Genomic DNA, 21,375 nt, shown 5'->3' with positions numbered 1-21,375 from the left:
GATATACACAATATTAAAAATGTAAAAAAAATATCTTTTTCTTTATGTTATTCGGTTGGCATAAAAGTTGCAATATATTCTCATTGTTATTTATCCGATGACTAGCCTGCTCTAAGATTCCCTCTTCTCCAAACGGAATTTAAGAGCGTTTGGTAACCGGATAAGGGGACTAAATTTCAGGTAGGATTAGTCTGTTCTATAATTGTTCCGTGATTATTATATAATCGGAACCTGACAAAGGAGGTATGTGCAAGTAAGCAGATAACTGCTTTTATATAATAGGCGGCCCCAATACGAAATCGGATTATGCTTAAGGATGTTGGGTAACTCAGCCTATGATACTTGTAGTATTTATTACATAAGGAGGTAACAATTAAATGAAGCCATCAAAAATTCTTAGTCTGCTACTTGTTAGTATGTTAGCTATTGGTTTATTGCTGACAGGCTGTTCAAAGTCAAATCAAGCCAGCGGTGATAAAAAATCAAATGAAATGGTGGTAGGGCAGGATGCCAATCCGACAACCCTAGATCCGCATGATACGCAAGATACATTAGCTTTTGGTATCCAAAAGACTATGTATGAGGGACTCTTAGGCTTTGATAAAGATATGAAAGTTATACCTGTATTGGCAGAAGCTATTCCGGAAATGGCTAAAGATGCTAAAAGTCTGACCTTTAAACTCAAAAAGGGTATCAAATTCCAAGACGGAACAGATTTTAATGCCGAAGCCGTTAAGCTTAATATTGAACGTCTAAAGGATCCTGCCAATAAACTAAAGCGTGCTTCTTTGTTGGCATCAGTAGATCGTGTAGAGGTTGTTGACCCCTATACTGTCAAAATAGTATTGAACAAGCCGTTTGCGCCGGTTCTTCAGGCATTTGCACATCCTGCTACAATGATGATCTCGCCAAAGGCTATTAAGGAAAAAGGTAAAGACCTCAATCGTAATCCTGTAGGTACAGGACCGTTCCAGTTTGTTGAGTGGAAAGATGGTCAATATGTAACTGTTAAGAAATTTGACGCTTATTGGGATAAGGCTAATGCTGCCAAAGTAGACAAAATTACTTTTAAACCTGTGCCGGAAGCCGGTTCTCGGGTAGCTATGCTAAAGACAGGCGAAGTACAGTTTATCTACCCGCTGCCGTCGGAGCAAGTAGACAATGTTAAAAGCGATAGTAATATTGTAGTTGATAAGTCTCAATCCATTATTGAACGTTATGTTGTCTTGAATGTGACTCAGAAACCATTTAATGACCAACGGGTTCGTCAGGCGCTGAACTATGCCGTAGATAAAGAGGCTTTGGCCAAAGTAGTATTCAAAGGATTTGCTACACCGCCGGAGTCGGTTATTTCTTCTAAAGTATGGGGCTTCCAAAAACAACAGATGTATGCTTATGATGTAGAAAAAGCCAAAAAGTTATTAGCTGAAGCTGGCTTACCTAATGGCTTTGAAGTGACTCTCTGGACACCCAATGATCCTATGCGTGTAAAACTTGCTGAATTTGTTCAACAACAATGGCAAGCAGTTGGCGTAAAGGTCAAAATTCAGCAAATGGAATTTGTTGCTGTGACCAATGCAATGTCAGTTAAACCTGAAGATAGTAAATTACAGGCTGCTATAAATGGGTGGTCGCCGTCAACCGGTGAAGCTGACTGGGGTATTCGGCCTTTGTTAACAAAAGCCATGTTCCCGACTGCCGGATTCAATACTGGTTTTTATGTTAATGAAAATCTAGAGAAATTTGTGGTTACAGGCTTGGAATCAGGTGATGAAAAAGAACGTCTACAGGCTTATGCCGATGCACAGAAAGTAATTGTTGAAGATGCTCCCTGGGTATTCTTGACTGTGCAGGATAACATAGCAGGCAAACGTAAAAATTTGTCTAGTGTTTATGTACTTCCGGATGGTATGCTGGACGTCAGAAACGCAGAGTTCAAGTAATTGGCCGCTGGTCCAAGAATATCTTGGACCAGCGTATTGTTTTGTATAGTAAGGGAGGAAGCAAGGTGCTGATCTATATTGCTAGACGTTTAGCTGCGATGATCCCAATTCTGCTGGTAGTATCTGTGGTCATTTTTATGTTTTTGCATATGATTCCAGGGGATCCGGCGCAGGTTGTAGCCGGACCCGAAGCATCAGCACAGGATTTGGAAAACACACGGATTTTGCTTGGTCTGGATCGTCCCCTATATGAACAGTACTGGCGGTTTATATCAGGAGTTATTCAGGGTGACCTCGGAAATTCTTTCCGGACACGTGAACCGGTTTTGGATATGATTGCTGACAGGATTATGCCGACTATTACCTTGAGTCTTGCCAGTATGGTGTGGGCCATTGTCGCTGGTATGTTTTTCGGGGTGGTAGCGGCCACCAAGCGGGGTAAATGGCAAGACCAGATAACTATGTTTGGCGCTACTACGGGCATTTCAATGCCATCTTTTTGGCTGGGACTTATGCTGATTGAGCTATTTTCCGTGCAGCTAGGCTGGCTTCCCACCGGCGGTAATAATTCTATCGAGAATTATATACTGCCTGCAATCACCTTGGGTTCTCAAGTTGCTGCCATTATTGCCCGCTTTACACGTTCTAGCCTTTTGGAGACGTTGGGCGAAGATTATGTGCGTACGGCCAGAGCCAAAGGGGCTAAAGAGATGCGTGTTATTTGGCTGCATGCCTTGCGTAATGCGCTGTTGCCTGTTGTCACAATGACCGGCTTACAGTTCGGTTTTTTGCTTGGCGGCTCAGTGGTAGTGGAAGCCGTGTTTTCCTGGCCGGGTATGGGTGATATGTTGATTACCTCAGTCAGCATGCGGGACTATCCTGTTATTCAAGCCGAAATGCTGCTATTTGCCATCCAGTTTATGTTGATCAATCTGTTGGTTGACGTGCTCTATGCTGTTTTAAATCCACAGATTCGGCTAGATAGCTAAAGAGGAAAGTGAGGGAATTTAATGTCACAATCTGTTACTTCTGTAAGTACTGCTCAGGGTGCGCTAAGTCCGGCAGCAGGCGATTCACCTTTCCGTCAATTTGTCCGGAGATTTTTGCGTCAAAAGCTGGGTATTGCCGCTTTTGTTGTACTGATGATATTGTTTCTGTTATCCCTCATTGGGTCGGCAATTTCACCCTATGATCCAGTAAAGCCGGATTATAACGTATTGCTAATGCCACCTTCTGCTGAGCATTTAATGGGGACTGACGAATTTGGAAGAGACGTATTAAGCAGGGTAATTAATGGGGCCAGAATTTCTCTGGCGGTAGGTATAGGCTCAGTTCTCATAGGCTCAGTGATTGGTGCTGTTATTGGTCTTACGGCCGGCTACTATGGCGGAAGATATGACTCGCTGGTTATGCGTAGTTGTGATGTTATGTTTGCATTTCCGGGTATACTGCAGGCTATTGCCATTATTGCTATCCTGGGGCCTGGACTGTCCAATGTGGTTTGGGCGGTGGCAATTTATACTATTCCGCAGTTTATTAGAATTATCCGGGGCAGTACTTTAGCGCTGAAAAATATGATGTACATTGAAGCCGCACGGGCTATGGGAATTCCAGACTGGTCAATTATCTGGAAACATATCTTCCCAGGTACCTTTTCTATTGCTATGGTATACTTTACCATGCGGATTGGGACGGCTATTCTGATTGCAGCCTCTTTGTCGTTCCTAGGGTTGGGCGCACAGCCGCCTATGCCGGAATGGGGAGCCATGCTTAGCGGCGGCAGGCAATATTTGATGTCGGCGCCTCATGTTGCGTTATTTCCGGGACTGGCTATTTTAATCACTTGTCTGGCGTTTAACTTATTTGGTGACGGTCTGAGAGATGCGCTAGACCGTAAGATTATTGACTAAGGGGGGAGAGAGGATGGCTACGCAAGCAAAATTGTTAGATGTTAAGGATTTGAAGATTACATTTCGCAGTCAGGATACAGTTGTTACTGCAGTGACCGGAGTATCCTTTCACCTGAACCAAGGAGAAACTCTTGGTATAGTAGGGGAATCCGGCTGCGGAAAGTCGGTTACATCACTTTCAGTTATGCGGCTGTTGCCACAAGCGACGGCTAATATTGAAGGCAACATAAATTTTTGCGGACAGGATTTACTCACTCTGGCGGAGTCTGAGTTGTATAACATTCGTGGCAATCAGATTTCAATGATTTTTCAGGAACCGATGACCTCCCTAAATCCGGTATATACCATTGGGAAGCAAATTGATGAAGCTATTATGCTGCACCGCAAAATGAGTGCACGGGAAGCACGGGTTCTAACAATTGAAGTCCTGAAGAAGGTTGGTATTCCCCGAGCTGAAGATATTGCTAAAGAATATCCTTATCAATTGTCAGGAGGAATGCGTCAGCGGGTAATGATTGCCATGGCGCTTGTTTGCCAGCCTAAATTATTAATTGCTGATGAACCGACTACCGCACTTGATGTTACCATTCAGTCGCAGATTCTCAATTTGCTTCGTCAGCTACGTCAGGAAACAGGTACTTCTATTATTATGATAACCCATGACTTAGGTGTGGTAGCTGAAATGTGCGAACGCGTAGTGGTTATGTATGCGGGGCAGATTGTGGAAGAGGCTGATGTAGTTAGTCTGTTTCGTCAACCAAAACACCCCTATACCATAGGGCTCATGGAATCTATACCACAGTTAAATAAAAAAGTTGACAGGCTGGTGCCAATTCCGGGTCAGGTGCCGCCGCTTACCAATATGCCGCCAGGGTGCAGATTCGCCCCCCGTTGCCAGCATGCTATGAAACAATGCCTGACAAATAATCCTTCGTTACTACCTGTGACAGAGGGGCGTAGCTGCCGTTGCTGGTTGTATGGGAAAGGGGGCGAAACAGATGGCGCAAAATAAATTGCTGGAAGTAATGAATCTGAAAAAGTACTTTGAAATTCGCGGTGGTCTGTTAAAAAGAGTCACAGGCTATGTAAAAGCCGTTGATGATGTATCTTTCTCGGTTTATCAGGGTGAAACCTTAGGTATTGTCGGTGAATCCGGCTGCGGTAAATCTACGACAGGCAGAACCATTCTACGCTTGCTGGAACCTACGGGCGGTCAAGTATGCTTTGATGGTGTCGATCTGGCAAAACTGAGCCGGGAGGCGATGCGCCGGAAACGAAAAGACATCCAGATGGTATTTCAGGATCCGTATGCGTCACTTAATCCTCGGAGGACGGTTGCTGATATTATTGGTGAAGCTTTGCCTGCTCACGGAGTGTCAGATAAGCAGGAAATAACACGCCAGGTAAATGAGACGCTGGAACTTTGCGGCTTGACAGTTGAGCAGGGGAGGCGTTATCCCCATGAATTCTCCGGTGGTCAGCGGCAGCGGGTAGGAATAGCCCGTGCGCTTATTCTGCAGCCCAAGCTAATTATTGCCGATGAGCCAGTTTCTGCCCTGGACGTATCCATCCAGGCGCAAATCATAAATTTATTGCAGGACTTACAAGCAAAGTTGGGCCTTACCTATTTATTTATTTCTCATGACCTGTCGGTAGTTCGGCATATCAGCAAGCGGGTTGGCGTTATGTATTTGGGAAGAATGATGGAACTTGGTTCGGCCGAGCAGCTATATGCAAATCCGCGTCATCCTTATACGCAGGCGCTATTGTCTGCTATACCGCTAGCCGATCCGCTTGCGAAACGTGAACGCATTATTCTGGAAGGAGATGTACCTTCTCCGGCCAATCCGCCCCAAGGGTGCGTTTTCGCACCTCGTTGTCCCAAAGCTATGGATGTATGTAAGGCGGTTAGGCCGCAAATGACCAGTTTTACCAATGACTATCAAGTGGCTTGTCATCTTTATTCCAAGTAATAGGATTCAATCGCTACGATAAGCAACTTTTTCATAATCGGGGGAGTTTAGTCTATGGACAAAAATAAAATTACCATTATTACCCGGCATGACCATACTCTCCAGTCTATTATTGATCAATGCTATGAACTTGATATGATGGAAGATTTTAACATTGAAGGCCGTATCATTAGTCAACTTGCCTATCTACCTATTGCACAAGATTCGTTGATTGTAACCACCAGTGATCTTTTTATTCCGGCGATTAAGCCCTATCTTGCCGAAAATGCCAAAATAATTGTGGCACAACGTTGCATCAACCATACTAATATTCGTAGTATGTTAGAAATCCCCCGAGGGATGAAAGTATTGCTTGTAAACGATGGTAAAGAGCGGGCCCTTGAGACCATCGCCATGTTAAAAGAAATGGGTATTGAACTGGAGTTTTATCCCTATTATCCAGGTGAGACAACTTACCCTCAAGACATTACCATAGCTATTACACCTGGTGAAGCTAAGCTTGTGCCGTCATCTATTCCCAAGGTAATCGATATTGGCTCCCGTGTAATCGATTTAGCCACATGGATTGAGATTTATGCACATTTTAATTACGGAATGCTTGATTTGCGTAAATTAACTTCACGTTTTGTCAAATCTGTTTTTTATATTACCCAAGAACTGAGTGTTGAAATTCAAAAAGCAAATCTTCTTTCCATGCAATTAGAAGTCATTGTTGACAGGATTGAAGACGGTGTGCTGGCTATTGATGAAGAGGACATTATTCGCAGTATCAACCACAAGGCGTTGGATGTTTTGCACCTGCAAGGCCGAAATGTTATCAATCAAAAGGCTTCAGCTTGTATACCTGCACACTTTTATCAAATTATCTGGCAATTGCCTTATGAGCGAGAAGAAGTTATGAACTGGGAGGGGCAAACCTTCTTTTTCCGCAAAACGCATATTACCATTGAGGGAAGAACCTTCGGCTATCTCATTCTTTTTCGCAGAGCATCCGAAATTAATAAATTGGAGCATGATTATCGCCGCAAGCTGACCAACAAGGGGCTTTTTGCTAAATATACCTTCAATGACCTTACCGGTAGAAGCAGTTCATTCAAAAAGTTGACAGGCATTGCTGAAAAGATGGCTAAAAGTAATACCACCGTTTTATTATTAGGCGAGACGGGAACAGGAAAAGAACTGCTTGCGCAGGCTATTCATAATGCCTCTCCACGGCGGTGGGAGCCATTTGTCGGAGTCAATTTTGCAGCCATAGCTGAATCGTTACTTGAAAGTGAACTGTTTGGATATGAAGAAGGGTCATTTACCGGCGCAAAAAAAGGTGGTCATATAGGATTATTTGAGCAAGCACATAAGGGGACCCTTTTTCTGGATGAAATTGGCGATGCATCGCCGCTTATTCAAAACCGGTTATTGAGAGTGTTGCAGGAACGGGAGATCATGAAGGTTGGCGGTAACCGTGTCATTCCCATTGATATTAGAGTAATTGCCGCTACCAACCGTAATTTGGAGCAAATGGTCGGAGACGGATTGTTCCGGGCTGATCTTTATTACCGTCTAAATGTTCTTCCCCTATATATACCGCCTTTGCGAAAGCGGAAAGAAGATATTCCTTTGTTGATACAGGAGTTCATAAAACGGGTATGTCATGAGCTTAAACGACCGGCTTTTCAGTTTTCGCAGGGCGCCATCGAAATTATGCTGCAATATGGCTGGCCTGGTAATATTCGAGAACTTGAAAATGTCATACAGTACTTGGGCCACATTGTCGATGATGTTGTGTTGACTGAACATTTGTTGTTTAACAGAGAGGAAAAGTATAGTCAGGTGGCTACAGATGCTTATAATCATGAATTTGAAACAATGTACCAGTCGTATGTAAGTAAGGGGTTTATTCATGAAATGCAAGGGATTCTGCAGACTATAAAAAAAGCCAATTATGCTGTCGGCAGAAACTATATAATTAGCCAAATGAGAACCCAGGGATGGGATATAACCGAACAACAGCTTCGCTACCGTTTGCACTTGTTAAAGCAAGATAACTTACTGGAAGTCGGGCGGGGACGGCAAGGCAGCAGCCTGACAAAAAAAGGAGAGGAATTCATATGTTGGATGAAAGAATAAAAAAACTGGCGGTTAATCTTATTAATTATTCGGTTCGTCTGCAAAAGGGAGAAAAACTGCTTATTGAAGTTTTTGACGGCGGGCAAGATCTTGCCCGGGCATTAATATCTGAAGCCTATAAGGCAGGCGGTATGCCGTTTGTAACTTTCAAGAGCCAGGCTTTACAGCGGGCATTATTATTTGAATGTGATAAAGAGCAAATAGACTTAATCGCTGGTTGGGAAGCTGTGCGAATGCAGAACATGGACGCGTATATTGCTATTCGTGCCTATGACAATGTAAATGAGCTGTCTGACATTCCAGCTGAAAAATCCCTGATATACCAACAAAACTGGTGGAAGCCGGTACATACAGATGTTCGTATTGCTAAAACCAAGTGGTGTGTATTGCGGTACCCCGGACCTGCCATGGCACAGATGGCGGGCATGAGCACCGAATCATTTGCCGATTTTTATTTTAAAGTCAGCAATATGGATTACGCCAAACTGGCAGCAGCTGAGGAACCGTTGGTGAAACTTATGGAACAAACCGATCAGGTGCGTATAACCGGTCCAGGGACCGATGTGGAGTTTTCCATCAGTGGAATCCCTGTTATGAAATCCTGTGGACTGAGAAATATCCCGTGTGGAGAAGTATTTACCGCCCCGGTCAAAGACTCGGTGAACGGTGTTGTAACCTATAATTGCCCGACTATTACTCAGGGAAAGGCCTTTGATAATATTTGTCTCCGGTTTGAGAAGGGGAAAATTGTTGAGGCTACTGCCAATCATACCGCAACTTTGAATCAGATTTTGGATACTGATGAGGGAGCACGTTATATTGGTGAATTTTCCTTAGGGGTAAACCCCTATATTCATCACCCAATGCGGGATATATTATTTGATGAAAAGATTAGCGGCAGCTTTCATTTTACTCCCGGTAATGCCTATGCTACTGCTTTTAACGGCAATAAATCGGCTATTCATTGGGATTTGGTGTGCATTCAGACCCCGGCTTACGGCGGTGGAGAAATCTGGTTTGACGGCAAGCTGGTTCGCAAAGACGGAAAGTTTGTGTTGCCTGAACTGGCAGGACTTAATCCGGAAAATTGGGAGTAGAGAGAAAATAGATAATAAAACAGGCTTGCTCCTTTTTATAAGAAAGGTGCAAGCCTGTTGCAATTAGAACGCAGGTACTACTGCGCCTTGATATTTGTCATTGATAAACTTCTTAACTTCCGGTGAAGTCAGAGCTTTTGTCAGCTTCTGGATTTCAGGACGATTTTCGTCACCTTTGCGCACGGTAAGGATATTAACATAAGGGGAGTCATTTTGTTCAATAAACAGAGCGTCTTTGGTAGGAACAAGTTTGGCTTCAAGTGCATAGTTGGTATTGATCACTGCTAAGGCAACATCGTCAAGAGAGCGGGGCAGTTGCGGAGCTTCGAGTTCGCGGATTTTTACGTTTTTAGGATTTTCAGTAATATCTTTTATGGTAGCGTTAACACCGGCACCATCTTTTAGCTTAATAATTCCGGCTTTGGCTAGCAATGCTAATGCGCGTCCACCATTGGTAGGGTCGTTAGGAATACCGATTTGAGCGCCATTTTGCAGATCGTTAAGGTTTTTAATTTTCTTGGAGTAAATACCCATTGGTTCGATGTGCACTGCGGCAGTGTAGGTGAGATCCAGTTTGCGTTCGGCGCTAAATTTGGTCAGATAAGGAATGTGCTGGAAGAAGTTAGCATCAAGCTCTTTTTCAGCTACGGCAATATTGGGACGTACATAGTCGGTCATCTCAACGATAACCAAATTGATGCCTTCTTTTTCTAACAGCGGTTTAACCACATTAAGAATTTCGGCATGTGGTACAGCGGTTGCACCCACTTTGATTGTTGTTTTATCTGAAGCAGCAGGAGCGGCTGGTTGTTTGCTGCCACAACCGGCAACAAAAGCGGATAAAGCCAATATGGCGGCAATTAATAGTAAAGTAAACTTTTTCATTAAAAATTAATCCTCCTTAAAATTGCATGTAAATTACTTTATGTGCTCCTCCTTTCAGAAATAAATAAAGCCTCTTCGGCAGTCCGAAGAGGCTTTGTTGTCCAGTTCTTCATCTGCCAGGAATTAATCCTGTGGAATTGGCACCGTTCGCGTTTGCGATGGTTGCCGCGGCGTCATTGGGCCATTCCCTCAGCCAGCTCTTGATGAACAATATGTAATTTACTTGAGCTTTATATTAACATGGCGCTCAGAGACCTGTCAACAAAAAAATAAATAGTATTATTTGCCAAATAAGTGGGAATGTTTATTTTAGGGTATTTTAATTAAATAAAGAAGAAAAGAAATAAAGAAGGAAAAATTCTGCAAACAGCGAATAAGCTATGTAATAACAAGTATGTACAGGGAGGCGTAGCTGTATGACAGCAAACCCTAAGTTAAAAGACGATATTACCGACCAACTGTTCCGCGCTATTTTATCATTGAAAACCGAAGAAGAGTGCTACCAATTCTTTGAGGATGTATCTACCATTGGCGAGCTAAAATCGATGGCACAGCGGCTGGAAGTTGCCCGGCTGTTGAAAGCAGGGGTAATTTATGATGACATTGTTGCCGCAACCGGTGCCAGCACGGCAACGATCAGCCGAGTTAAACGCTGTCTGTATTACGGGGCAGATGGCTATAAGACAGTTTTGGCGCGCCTGGAAGAAGACCAGGCAGATCAGAATGGAGTGTAATTATGAATAATAATAATTTCGTGCCTCAGATTCCGTATGGCACGCGGGATTTATTACCGCGTGAAGCCAAACAGAAACGGATTGTCGAAGGCGCGCTGGCGGAACTCTTTTCCCGCTGGGGTTATGCAGAAGTTGTAACTCCGACCTTTGAGTATATGGAAACCCTGACGGTAGGTACAGGGAGTGATATTCAACAGCATGTCTTTAAGTTTTTTGATAAAAACAACCGGACTTTGGCGCTTAGGCCGGATATGACAACTCCAATTGCCCGGGTAGTGGCCACCAGGCTGAAAGAAACTCCTCTGCCTATCAGGCTGTTTTACCTCAATAACGTCTTTAGACATGAACAGGCGCAGGCTGGCAGGCAGTGCGAGTTTTATCAGGCCGGCGTTGAACTTTTGGGAGCGCCTGACCCGGCCGCGGATGCTGAAGTTGTGGCGCTGGCTGTAGAAGCTATGCTGGAGTCCGGGCTGACTAATTTTCAAATCAGTTTGGGCCAAGTTGATTTTATCAACGGCCTTATGGCAGAAAGCGGCCTGAGTCCGAAATATCAGCAAAAAGTAAAGTATGCCATGGTTAGCCGCGATTTGGTAGGGCTGGGCGAGCTCTTAGACCAAAGTGGTCTGAGCCCGGCAGCACAAGAATTGCTAAAACAGATTCCGGTATTGCATGGGCGGGACGAAATGCTGAATAAAGCATACCAGCTAACAAATAATGAACTTAGCCGGACGGCACTGGGTAACCTTGCCGACATCCGCAAGCTCTTAACAGCCTATGGTGTGGATAGCTATGTAAATTTTGATTTAGGTATTATTCGTGATTTTGATTATTATACAGGAATGGTATTCGAAGGTTATACGCCTGGCTTGGGCTTCCCGCTGTGTGGCGGCGGACGGTATGATAACATGCTGTCGGCATTCGGTGTTGATAGTCCGGCAACCGGCTTTGCCCTTGGCATTGAACGGGTGCTTTTGGCACTGGAACGCCAAGGAATTAGCGTTAGTGTTCGCAGTAAAGATGTCTATGTCGCCTGGGCCGAAAATAAGCTGGCCGAAGCCATTGCCACTGCTAATCGCTGCCGGAAAGAGGGGCGGCAGGCTGAACTGTCATTGTCGGCAGTTCCCAAGGCAAAGGCGGAAGCTGCTGCCCGCGAGCAAGGCTATGAGGAATTGATCTATATTGAGTAAACGTGTAAAACAATTTATTTCGGCAATCACTGCCCGGATTACGGAAGCAGATAGGTCTTTCGTTAAAAAGTATTTAAATAACGAACAGGCCGCTTTCTTTTGGCAGATGAACCTGCCTGATCAGCGGCATGCTTTAAATGTAGCCTATACGGCGCTTGAACTGGCCGCCGGGCACAAGGATATTGACCGTCAATTGTTGATTACTTGTGCGCTATTACATGATGTTGGTAAAGTAAAAGGCGATGTCAGTACAGCGGATAAAGTTCTTACCGTTATTTTTGATAAGTTTTCACCCGACTGGGCAAAACAATGGGGGCGACTGGGACGCGGCAGCAAAATTGATAATCTGCGGCATGCCGTCTATATCTACTACAATCACGCGGCACGCGGGGCGGCTATGCTTCGAGCCGCCGGCGTGCCGGAAAAAATTACAGAGATGATAGCCAAACATCACGAGGCGCCTGCAGCCGGAGAGCCGGCTGAGCTAAGCCTCTTAAAAACTGCCGACAGCCTTAATTAATAGCCTTTGCTTTTGTCAATAATGTTTATCATATCCCGACCCTGAATGAACCGGGCGAGATTATCGGCAAACAGTTTTAAGGCCCGGTCCAAATAAGCGGGTGACAGGGCGGCAATGTGAGGTGTAATAATAACATTCGGCATTTCCCAAAGGGGGCTTGTTTCCGGCAGCGGTTCCTGCTCGAACACGTCCAGACCGGCGCCTTGGATTAGTTCTTGGTTTAAGGCCGCTACGAGGTCAGCTTCATTAATAATATTTCCCCGGGCAATGTTAAAAACATAAGCTGTGCGCTTCATGGCGGCAAAGTGTTCAAGCCGGATTCTATTCTTGGTTTCTTCCGTGAGCGGTAAAGAAATTACTACATAATCCGCCAAGGACAGCATTTCAAGCAAACTGTCATCATCGGCGGGATAAAGTTTATCGACAAAGATTTCAGTAGTTGCCTCTCGCTTGCTGGCTAGGACGTTCATACCCAGCGATTTGGCCTTTTTGGCAATTTCACGGCCAATGGCACCTAATCCGACAATAGCGATGGTATGCTCGTGTAATTCATCTGTGGGCATCCTTTTCCATAGTTTGGCCCCTTGCTGGCGGATACTTATGTTTAGGCCACGGCTGAAGGCCAACATCATGGCAAGGATGTGTTCTGATACCGGAATTCCGTGAATACCTTTGGAATTTGTTAAAATGGTGTCGGCGGCTTGAATTTCGGGGAAAATAAGCTTTTCGACACCGGCACTTAGCGCATGTATCCACTCTAAATGAGGGGCGGCTAAGTACAATGGTTGGGTTTCCGCCCAGCCCCAGGTTACTAAGATGTGACAACCAGGCATATGTTCCATGGCATTTTTTTGGTCGGTGACAATTATATTGACATTAGGGTCGGCGGTTGTAATGACTTCTTTATGACGGTCTGCTAATTGATTGAGTACAACAACATTAAGTACAGCCATATGAAACCTCCTTATCAAGCTTATCCGTTGACGATTCGCCTTAAGACTCACATGGATGAGCGAATTTAAAAGCGGGTCTTGGATAAGGGCGGGCTCATCTTCAGAAGGTCTACACCTCTACTTGAAGCTGAGTCTACTTTATTATCCTGCCATTTACTTCTACATATGCAATTGGTTTTCCTACTGTGCAGGAAAAGATTGATAGTTTGAGTTAAAGTTTTAAATGGATAAAAAATAGTAACACAGTATTGACGATAGTGTCAGGGAGTGTTACTATATTATTATATTAATACTTTAACTAATTAAAGAAAGAAAATAACAGGAGGCTATTATGACCTCAAATGATATGGATTATCTAACAATTGCTTTGCCGAAAGGCAAGCTTTTCGATATGTCAGCTAATATGCTGGCGAAAATCGGTTATACAGCCGAAGGACTTAGCGAGAATTCCCGCAAACTGGTAATCGCTAACGAAGAACAGAAAATCCGTTTTATTATTACCAAAACTGCCGACCTTCCTACCTATGTCGAGTACGGAGCGGCTGATATCGGAATTATCGGCAAAGACGTGTTGTTAGAAGAAAACAAAGACGTTTACGAACTGCTGGATATGAAATTTGGTTTTTGCCGGATGATGGTGGCCGTACCGCAGGCTCTTAAACAAGAAAAACTGAGTGATTATGCTCATATGCGGGTAGCAACCAAATATCCCCGGGTGGCGGAAAGCTTTTTTCACAGCATTGGCATTCAGGTGGAAATTATCAAGCTGAACGGTTCAATCGAGTTAGCGCCAATGGTTGGGCTTGCGGAAATTATTGTCGACTTGGTGGAGACCGGCCGCACGCTTAGAGAAAATAATTTGGTTGAGGTTGCCCAGATTCATCCGGCAACGGCCCGGTTTATTGCTAATAGGGTAAGTTTTAAGATGAAGTTTGAGCGTATTAATAAAATGATAGAAGGGCTAAAAGCTCTGGTTGAGGAGTGAGGGGTAAGAATGAAGCGGATCCACAGCAGTTTTCTAAGCAAAGAAGAAATGACGGAAATTTTGATAAAGCCGCCATTTGATAAAGTGATGCTTGGCGCGGGTGCGCGTGCTAAAACCAAGGAGCTGTTTGGTGAAGAACTTACTGCCCGGCAGGTTGTTGAGCGAATTGTCGAGGAGGTACGGCAGCAAGGCAACGGCGGTGTGTTCAAATACACAAAGTACTTTGACGGAGCCGAACTTTCCGCCGAGACCCTGGAAGTTACTAAGGCGGAGATTGACAGCGCGATGGCCGCAGTAGACGCGGCGGTATTGGAGGCTTTAGAACTAGCTGTTGCCAATGTTAAGAAGTTTCATGCCGAGCAACTGCCAACATCTTGGCTTACGGAACGAGAGCATGGCGCTATGTTGGGTCAAAAATGTACGCCGCTCGACCGGGTGGGGATTTACGTACCGGGAGGAACAGCCGTATATCCGTCCTCGGTTATTATGAACGCTGTACCGGCGGCGGTAGCCGGGGTAAAAGAGATTATTATGGTGGTGCCGCCGGACCGGGAAGGCAAAGTGAATACCAATGTATTGGCAGCGGCGAAACTAGCCGGTGTTACCAGGATATTCAAAGTCGGCGGAGCACAGGCCGTGGCGGCGCTGGCGTTCGGGACAGAGACCATTCCGAAGGTGGACAAAATCACGGGACCTGGCAATATATTTGTAACACTTGCGAAAAAGGCCGTTTATGGCTATACCGATATCGATATGCTGGCAGGCCCCAGTGAAATTCTGATTGTTGCTGACAGCACGGCGGATCCGGAGTATGTGGCAGCTGATATGTTAAGCCAGGCCGAGCATGATGTATTAGCGTCAAGCATTCTTATAACCGACAGCTCTGAACTGGCCGGTAAAGTAGATAAGGCTGTCACCAGGCAGTTGGCCGCTTTGCCGCGCCAAGAGATTGCTGCTCAGTCTCTGGAAGACAATGGTCTAATCATTATAACTCCGACAATCAAGGATGCTGTGGAATTAGCGAACCTGTCGGCACCGGAACATTTGGAGCTGTTAACTTTAGATCCGTTTTCGCTATTGCCCTATGTAAAGCATGCTGGTGCAGTATTTATGGGAGCTTATTCGCCTGAGCCGCTTGGCGATTATTTGGCAGGTCCTAACCATGTACTGCCAACAGGCGGCACGGCCCGGTTTTATTCGGTGCTGAACGTAGAAACCTTTATGAAAAAGACCAGCATAATTGCTTATACCCAGGAGGCGCTGGCGGCGGTAAGCAAGCATGTAATCCGGCTGGCTCAGGCCGAGGGACTCGATGCTCACGCTAATGCCGTCAGAATAAGGGGGAATTGAGAATGTTTTTACCACGGGTTGGACTCGAAACTTTAAAACCTTATTCGGTAGAAGAAATAAATTGGCCGATTAAGATTGATGCCAACGAACGGCCGACCGATTTACCGCCTGCTGTTAAAGCCAAAGTTATGGAAAAATTAGCGGCATTACCCTTTAACAGGTATCCCGAAATAAGTGCACAGTCGTTAAAGACGGCTATTGGTGCAGCGTATGGTTTAACAGCAGCTAATGTCCTTATCGGCAATGGTTCCAGTGAAGTCTTAGAAGCCTTATGTTTCTCCTTTAGCGGTGCCGGGCGCAGTATTGTGTATCCCACTCCGTCGTTCTCTATGTACGGCATTTATGCCAAACTGGCTGACAGCCGGCCTGTACCGGTGGAATTAAATGCTGATTTTAGTTTGGATGCGGATAAATTACTGGCGACCGCTGCCCAGACCCAAGCCGGCGTTGTTCTTCTTTGCAATCCTAACAATCCAACAGGCACTGTGATGCCTCAGGACCAAGTGGAATACATTGTGGCCAACACCAAAAGTCTGGTTGTGGTTGACGAAGCCTATCATGAGTTTTATGGGAGCACTTCAGTAGGCTTGCTGAAAAAGTACCCTAATGTTGCTATAGCCCGTACTTTTTCCAAAGCCTACGGCCTGGCGTCTGCCCGGGTGGGTTATCTCTTGGCCAGTGAGGAAATTGCGAAAACCGCCGGAAAAGTACTTTTGCCCTATAACGTAAATGCTTTGACGCTGGCTACCGCTGAAATCGTATTCAGCATGCGTCAGTACTTTGCTGACAGTATTGCGGAAAACAGCCGTGAGCGCACGCGGATGGCTGCGGCTTTGGGTGCTATTTCCGGCATCACCGTATATCCTTCGCAAACCAACTTCCTGCTGATCAAGAGTGAAAACGCGGCAGCTATTGTTGCCCGTTTAAACGAGCGCGGCATTGGCGTTCGTGATTTTAGCACCGCTCCCGGGCTTAGCGGCTGTATCCGGATAGGTATTGGTACCCCGGCGGAAAATAACGCGGTTCTGGAGGCTATCACGTTATGAGCCGTACAGCCTGTATTGAACGCGTAAGCGGAGAAACGGCCATAAAAGTAACGTTAACTATTGACGGCAGCGGGCAGACCCAAGTAAGTACCGGCATTGGCTTTTTTGACCATATGTTAACCTTGTTGGGAAAACACGGGTTATTTGACCTTGTGGCGGAAGCCAAAGGAGATTTAGCGGTTGACGGACACCATACGGTAGAGGATATGGGAATTGTCCTGGGGCAAGCTTTGGCGAAGGCATTAGGCGACAAAACCGGTATCAAACGCTACGGCACTGCTTTTGTGCCCATGGATGAAGCCTTAGCGATGGTATCGCTGGATGTCAGCGGCCGGCCGTATTTAGTGTTTGAGGCTGTGCTGCCAAGTGAACGTGTCGGTCAGTTTGACAGTGAACTTACCGAAGAATTCTTTCGGGCGATGTCAATTCATGCCGGACTTACGCTGCATGTCCGACTGCTGTCAGGCAAGAACACCCATCATATTATTGAAGCCATTTTTAAAGCATTTGGACGGGCGCTGGATGAAGCCACCCGGCAGGACGACAGGATTAAAGGTGTTATGTCCACAAAAGGAATATTGTAAGGAGGCTGGCTATGGCGCAGGAAATTTTAGCAATTATTGATTATGGTATGGGCAATCTGCATAGCGTAGCCAAAGCGTTTGCCAGACTGAATAACGAAGCCGGGAGTCAATACGAAATTGTTGTTACGAGTGACCCGGCAGTGATCAGGCAGGCGACAAAAGCCGTGCTGCCTGGAGTGGGGGCTTTTGGCGACTGCATGGCTAACCTTGCTGATTATGGCCTTATTGACTGTATTAAAGAAGTGGCCGGACGCGGCACGCCTTTTTTTGGCATTTGTCTTGGTTTGCAATTGTTATTCGATGGCAGCGAAGAAGCTCCGGGGGTTGCAGGCTTGGGAATTTTGCCGGGAAAGGTATGTAAGATAATTGCCCCTGGTCTAAAAATCCCGCATATGGGTTGGAATAGTCTTGAACTGCGTACAGCCAGCCAGTTGTTTACCGGACTGCCGCCGGCGCCTTATGTGTATTTTGTGCACAGCTATCACGCCATACCCGAGGATGCCGGTGTAGTTACCGCAGTTACCGATTATGGGGGTGCAGTAACAGCGGCTGTTGGCTGTGGCAATGTGCAGGCCGTGCAATTCCATCCCGAAAAATCAAGTGCGGCAGGACTTACCATTTTGGCTAATTTTCTTGTACGGTAGGAGTTGAACATATGATTATTTTTCCGGCAATTGATATTCGGGGCGGGCGTTGTGTTAGGCTTACCGAAGGACGATTTGATAAAGAAACAGTTTTTGCTGATAACCCGCCGGAAATGGCGCGAAAATGGGTGGCTGCCGGGGCGGAGTATCTGCATGTGGTTGACCTGGATGGTGCGGTAGCCGGTAAGCCGGTCAACCTGGAGGTAGTCGGCGCCATCGTAAAGACAGCAATAATCCCGGTACAACTGGGCGGTGGTATTAGGACAATCGATACGATTGAACAAGTGCTGGCAGTGGGTGTCAGTCGAGTAATTTTAGGTTCTGTTGCTGTCCGTAACCCGGAATTGGTACGGGAAGCCTGCCGGCAGTTCGGCAGCAGGATTGTTGTTGGTATTGACGCCCGGGACGGTCAGGCGGCGGTTGATGGCTGGGGAACAGCCGGCGGGATTGGTGCGGAAGAATTGGCCCAAAAGATGGCGGCAGCCGGGGTTGCCCGGATTATTTACACAGACATATCCCGGGATGGTACCTTGCAAGGGGTTAATGTAGCGGCAACCGCAGCACTTGCCAAGGCAGCCGGAATTCCGGTCATTGCCTCCGGCGGCGTTAAAAGCCTGGACGATATTACTGCGCTTACTGCGGCTAACGCCGACGGCGGTATGGAAGGCGTAATCGTTGGTAAAGCCATTTATACAGGCGCTGTTGACCTGACGGCGGCCATTCGTCTAGCTAAGGAGGGAACAGTCTAATGTACACTAAGCGGATTATTCCCTGTCTTGACGTCAAAGACGGGCGGGTGGTGAAAGGGACTAATTTTGTTGGCTTACGTGATGCCGGTGACCCGGTGGAACTGGCTAAGGTCTATGACAGTAAGCTTGCCGATGAGTTGGTTTTTTTAGACATTACTGCTTCTTCCGACGGGCGTAAGACTATGGTCGACGTAGTTGAAAGAGTGGCATCCGAAGTGTTCATCCCGTTTACCGTAGGTGGCGGCATTCGTACGGTTGAGGATATCCGGGTAATGCTCAAAGCCGGAGCGGACAAAGTTTCGCTGAATACGGCAGCCGTCAAAAATCCGGAGCTTTTGGCCGAAGGTGCCAAACGGTTTGGCCGCCAGTGCATTGTGTTGGCAGTAGATGCCCGCCGGTCGGGAGACAGTACCTGGGAAGTCTATATTAACGGTGGTCGTACCCCGACAGGTATGGATGTAATCGAATGGATCAAACGCGGCGTCGAACTGGGTGCCGGGGAAATCCTTCTTACAAGTATGGATAAGGACGGAACCAAAGACGGCTATGACATACCGTTAACTAAGGCGGTATCAGAGGCTGTCAATGTGCCTGTCATTGCTTCCGGCGGAGCCGGTGAACTCGAACATTTTGGTCAAGTTTTGACAGAAGGTAAAGCCGATGCCGTGTTGGCTGCGTCGGTATTTCACTATGGGCAGTTTACTGTTGGTCAGGTTAAGGAATATCTGAAAACCTGTGGGGTTGAGGTGAGATTATGAATTTGGATAAGATAAAATATGATGCCGGCGGCTTAGTGCCGGCAATTATTCAGGATGAGGCGTCAGGAACAGTGCTCATGCTGGCCTACATGAACGCCGAGGCGGTAGCCAAAACACTGTCAACCGGAGTGACTTGGTTTTACAGTCGCAGCCGTCAAGCGCTGTGGAAAAAAGGGGAAACATCCGGACATGTGCAGGCAGTCAAAGAAATTTATTATGATTGTGATGGCGATACTCTCTTGGTTAAGGTAGTGCAAACAGGGGCTGCCTGTCATGAAGGTACCTTCTCCTGCTTTAGCCGCAGGCTGGATACCGAGGCAGAACAGGCCGCCAGACTGGTTGATCCGGATAAAGTGTATAAAGAGCCATTAGCCAGCGTGCTGTATGAACTCTATCATGTAATAAATGACCGAAAGCATAACCCCCAAGAGGGTTCGTATACCAATTACCTGTTTGAAAAAGGGCAGGACAAAATCCTGAAAAAAGTTGGCGAAGAAGCGGCTGAAACCATTATCGCTTCAAAAAATAATGACAAAGCCGAAATACTCTACGAGATGGCCGACCTCTGGTATCATTGTCTGGTACTCTTGGCTAACCACAACATTACACCAAGCGAATTGTTTGAAGAATTGAAGAAGCGCCGGAAGTAGAGATATATTGCGATTACAAAATCTTCATTAACCCCTTTTTTGGGGGGGACTCACGGAGTCCACAATAACTCCCGTAACTCCCATAACCCCGGGCCCTTTGCCGGAAAAAGCGTTCCGCAGGAGAAAAGCCAGGCGGTATTCCGTTAATAAATCCGTACTGTTTGAGCACAGCGAGTTTACGGATTTTAGGAGTACCGCCTGGCTTTTCAGCTTTTGGAGGCTTCGGGCCTAGACCTTTTGGTACTTTTGTGGCAATGACAAAAGTAAGAACCTCTTCAGCTTTATACTGGAATTATAATATCGAATTTCGGATGTACTTAATACCAAAGGACCGCGTAAGCGGTTTTTCTTATTATACTTTTAACGATTGACATAACTCCAGGAAAACTCTGATTGCTGGCGATAGCCACTTTTCTTTGTGATAAATAAGCTGGGTTTTAATAGCAAATGCAGGGCCTTGCCAGGGTAATTCAATGAGTTTTTTTCGTTTCAGTTCATCGGTGACGGCAATTTTGGGCAATACGGCAACTCCTAACCCACAGGCAGTACATTGTATAATTGCACCAACACTGGAAAGTTCCATGATGGTGGCAGGTTGGACTTGGTGTATTGCCAAGGCATTAAGAACAATAGGGCGGTAGCCACAGCCTTCGGTTGTAAGGATGAGACTTTGATTGGCTAAATCCTCCGGTCTAAGGGCTTGCTTTGCGGCAAGGGGATGCTGGGGGCTTACCACGACAGCCATAGCCTCATCATAGAGAGTGGTTACCTGCATGTCCGGCTGATGAATTTGGTCGGTAAGCGCCAGGGCGACATCGATGGCATTATCCCGCAGTAAGTTAAATAACTGCTGACAGCTTTCTGTTTGTACCCTGATTTCAATCAGCGGGTATTTACTCCGGTATTTGGTTAGTAGTTTTGGCAGTCGATTTACGCAGAGTGTTTCTGCAGCTCCAATATGTAAAACTCCCGTTTGCGGGGACAACTCTTCTTTGGCTCTTGTGCACTGGTCAAGGATGCTTATTGCATGTTTACAGAACTGCTTTCCTTCATTGGTTAAGCGCAGACTTTTGCCGAAACGTTCAAATAGCCTAACGTTCAATTCGTCTTCTAACTGCCGGATTTGGCTGGTGATATTGGATTGCGTATACCCCAGTTTCAAAGCCGCTTTAGTAAAATTGAGAGTTTGGGCTGCCGTAACAAATATCTGTAATTGTCTTAGCTCCATAACGCACTCCTTTTTAACTATTATTTATAGTGATTGATGATATAAATAACAATAA

The 21,375-nt window shown here is 45.9% G+C and carries 21 protein-coding genes and 1 riboswitch; of the genes, 18 read left to right on the top strand and 3 right to left on the bottom strand.

The annotated features are described in order from the left end of the window. The first annotated feature begins 377 nt into the window (after positions 1–377). The 7 genes from SRRS_RS17500 to SRRS_RS17470 all read left to right on the top strand — a co-directional run bounded on the left by SRRS_RS17500 (position 378) and on the right by SRRS_RS17470 (position 9,047). Entirely contained in the window at positions 378–1,943 is a 1,566-nt protein-coding gene (locus tag SRRS_RS17500; RefSeq protein WP_371362335.1) for a glutathione ABC transporter substrate-binding protein, read from the top strand. A 65-nt stretch (positions 1,944–2,008) separates the two neighbouring features. After that, positions 2,009–2,932, top strand: coding sequence for a nickel ABC transporter permease (gene nikB, locus SRRS_RS17495; protein WP_371362333.1), 924 nt, complete (start codon positions 2,009–2,011; stop codon positions 2,930–2,932). Between the two features lie 21 nt (positions 2,933–2,953). After that, the gene (locus tag SRRS_RS17490; RefSeq protein ID WP_371362331.1) at positions 2,954–3,853 is read left to right on the top strand and encodes an ABC transporter permease subunit; all 900 of its coding nucleotides are present in this window, start codon (positions 2,954–2,956) and stop codon (positions 3,851–3,853) included. Positions 3,854–3,866: 13 nt separating this feature from the next. Beyond that, the gene (locus tag SRRS_RS17485; protein WP_371362329.1) at positions 3,867–4,865 is read left to right on the top strand and encodes an ABC transporter ATP-binding protein; all 999 of its coding nucleotides are present in this window, start codon (positions 3,867–3,869) and stop codon (positions 4,863–4,865) included. Next, positions 4,852–5,826, top strand: a complete 975-nt coding sequence (locus tag SRRS_RS17480) for an ABC transporter ATP-binding protein (RefSeq protein WP_371362327.1) — start codon at positions 4,852–4,854, stop codon at positions 5,824–5,826. The genes SRRS_RS17485 and SRRS_RS17480 overlap by 14 nt, the downstream gene beginning before the upstream one ends. A gap of 54 nt (positions 5,827–5,880) precedes the next feature. Further along, positions 5,881–7,950 (top strand): sigma 54-interacting transcriptional regulator, encoded by a 2,070-nt coding sequence (locus SRRS_RS17475; protein ID WP_371362326.1) that lies wholly within the window; start codon positions 5,881–5,883, stop codon positions 7,948–7,950. Then, positions 7,932–9,047: an aminopeptidase gene (locus tag SRRS_RS17470; RefSeq protein WP_371362324.1), complete on the top strand. Its 1,116-nt coding sequence runs from the start codon at positions 7,932–7,934 to the stop codon at positions 9,045–9,047. The genes SRRS_RS17475 and SRRS_RS17470 overlap by 19 nt, the downstream gene beginning before the upstream one ends. 63 nt (positions 9,048–9,110) lie before the next feature. Here SRRS_RS17470 and SRRS_RS17465 read toward each other — a convergent pair whose 3' ends face one another. Beyond that, entirely contained in the window at positions 9,111–9,932 is an 822-nt protein-coding gene (locus SRRS_RS17465; protein ID WP_371362323.1) for a MetQ/NlpA family ABC transporter substrate-binding protein, read from the bottom strand. 106 nt (positions 9,933–10,038) lie between these two features. After that, positions 10,039–10,142, bottom strand: a riboswitch (SAM riboswitch). A gap of 206 nt (positions 10,143–10,348) precedes the next feature. Between SRRS_RS17465 and SRRS_RS17460 the strand changes: the two genes are divergently transcribed. From SRRS_RS17460 to SRRS_RS17450, 3 genes are read left to right on the top strand one after another with little or no spacing between them, the layout of a single operon-like run. Further along, positions 10,349–10,666, top strand: a complete 318-nt coding sequence (locus tag SRRS_RS17460) for a YerC/YecD family TrpR-related protein (protein WP_371362321.1) — start codon at positions 10,349–10,351, stop codon at positions 10,664–10,666. A gap of 2 nt (positions 10,667–10,668) precedes the next feature. Beyond that, positions 10,669–11,853, top strand: coding sequence for an ATP phosphoribosyltransferase regulatory subunit (gene hisZ, locus SRRS_RS17455; protein ID WP_371362319.1), 1,185 nt, complete (start codon positions 10,669–10,671; stop codon positions 11,851–11,853). Further along, positions 11,846–12,373 carry an HDIG domain-containing metalloprotein gene (locus SRRS_RS17450; protein ID WP_371362318.1) on the top strand — a complete coding sequence of 176 codons (528 nt, stop codon included), beginning with the start codon at positions 11,846–11,848 and terminating at the stop codon, positions 12,371–12,373. Before hisZ ends, SRRS_RS17450 begins: the two co-directional genes overlap by 8 nt. Here the strand turns inward: SRRS_RS17450 and SRRS_RS17445 are convergent. Beyond that, entirely contained in the window at positions 12,370–13,326 is a 957-nt protein-coding gene (locus SRRS_RS17445; RefSeq protein WP_371362317.1) for a D-2-hydroxyacid dehydrogenase, read from the bottom strand. The genes SRRS_RS17450 and SRRS_RS17445 overlap by 4 nt on opposite strands. 331 nt (positions 13,327–13,657) lie before the next feature. On the opposite strand from SRRS_RS17445, the gene hisG reads away from it, so the two are divergent. From hisG to hisIE, 8 genes are read left to right on the top strand one after another with little or no spacing between them, the layout of a single operon-like run. After that, positions 13,658–14,311: an ATP phosphoribosyltransferase gene (gene hisG, locus SRRS_RS17440; protein WP_371362316.1), complete on the top strand. Its 654-nt coding sequence runs from the start codon at positions 13,658–13,660 to the stop codon at positions 14,309–14,311. A gap of 9 nt (positions 14,312–14,320) precedes the next feature. Further along, a complete protein-coding gene (hisD, locus tag SRRS_RS17435; RefSeq protein WP_371362314.1) occupies positions 14,321–15,661 on the top strand; it encodes a histidinol dehydrogenase in 1,341 nt (446 codons plus the stop codon). A 2-nt stretch (positions 15,662–15,663) separates the two neighbouring features. Next, complete coding sequence (gene hisC, locus SRRS_RS17430; protein WP_371362313.1) at positions 15,664–16,707, top strand: histidinol-phosphate transaminase; 1,044 nt, start codon at positions 15,664–15,666, stop codon at positions 16,705–16,707. Further along, positions 16,704–17,291 carry an imidazoleglycerol-phosphate dehydratase HisB gene (hisB, locus tag SRRS_RS17425; RefSeq protein WP_371362311.1) on the top strand — a complete coding sequence of 196 codons (588 nt, stop codon included), beginning with the start codon at positions 16,704–16,706 and terminating at the stop codon, positions 17,289–17,291. Before hisC ends, hisB begins: the two co-directional genes overlap by 4 nt. Positions 17,292–17,314: 23 nt before the next feature. Further along, positions 17,315–17,935, top strand: a complete 621-nt coding sequence (gene hisH, locus SRRS_RS17420; protein WP_371369866.1) for an imidazole glycerol phosphate synthase subunit HisH — start codon at positions 17,315–17,317, stop codon at positions 17,933–17,935. An 11-nt stretch (positions 17,936–17,946) separates the two neighbouring features. After that, positions 17,947–18,684 carry a 1-(5-phosphoribosyl)-5-[(5-phosphoribosylamino)methylideneamino]imidazole-4-carboxamide isomerase gene (hisA, locus tag SRRS_RS17415; protein WP_371362309.1) on the top strand — a complete coding sequence of 246 codons (738 nt, stop codon included), beginning with the start codon at positions 17,947–17,949 and terminating at the stop codon, positions 18,682–18,684. After that, positions 18,684–19,442 carry an imidazole glycerol phosphate synthase subunit HisF gene (gene hisF, locus SRRS_RS17410; RefSeq protein ID WP_371362308.1) on the top strand — a complete coding sequence of 253 codons (759 nt, stop codon included), beginning with the start codon at positions 18,684–18,686 and terminating at the stop codon, positions 19,440–19,442. Before hisA ends, hisF begins: the two co-directional genes overlap by 1 nt. Then, complete coding sequence (gene hisIE, locus SRRS_RS17405; protein WP_371362307.1) at positions 19,439–20,092, top strand: bifunctional phosphoribosyl-AMP cyclohydrolase/phosphoribosyl-ATP diphosphatase HisIE; 654 nt, start codon at positions 19,439–19,441, stop codon at positions 20,090–20,092. Before hisF ends, hisIE begins: the two co-directional genes overlap by 4 nt. A 352-nt stretch (positions 20,093–20,444) precedes the next feature. Here the strand turns inward: hisIE and SRRS_RS17400 are convergent, their stop codons facing one another. Beyond that, positions 20,445–21,320 (bottom strand): LysR family transcriptional regulator, encoded by an 876-nt coding sequence (locus SRRS_RS17400; RefSeq protein ID WP_371362305.1) that lies wholly within the window; start codon positions 21,318–21,320, stop codon positions 20,445–20,447. Positions 21,321–21,375 lie beyond the last annotated feature (55 nt).

Origin of the sequence: Sporomusa rhizae, assembly GCF_041428845.1 — a bacterium.
GTDB lineage: Bacteria > Bacillota > Negativicutes > Sporomusales > Sporomusaceae > Sporomusa > Sporomusa rhizae.
This window is presented reverse-complemented; position numbering and strand designations above follow the sequence as displayed.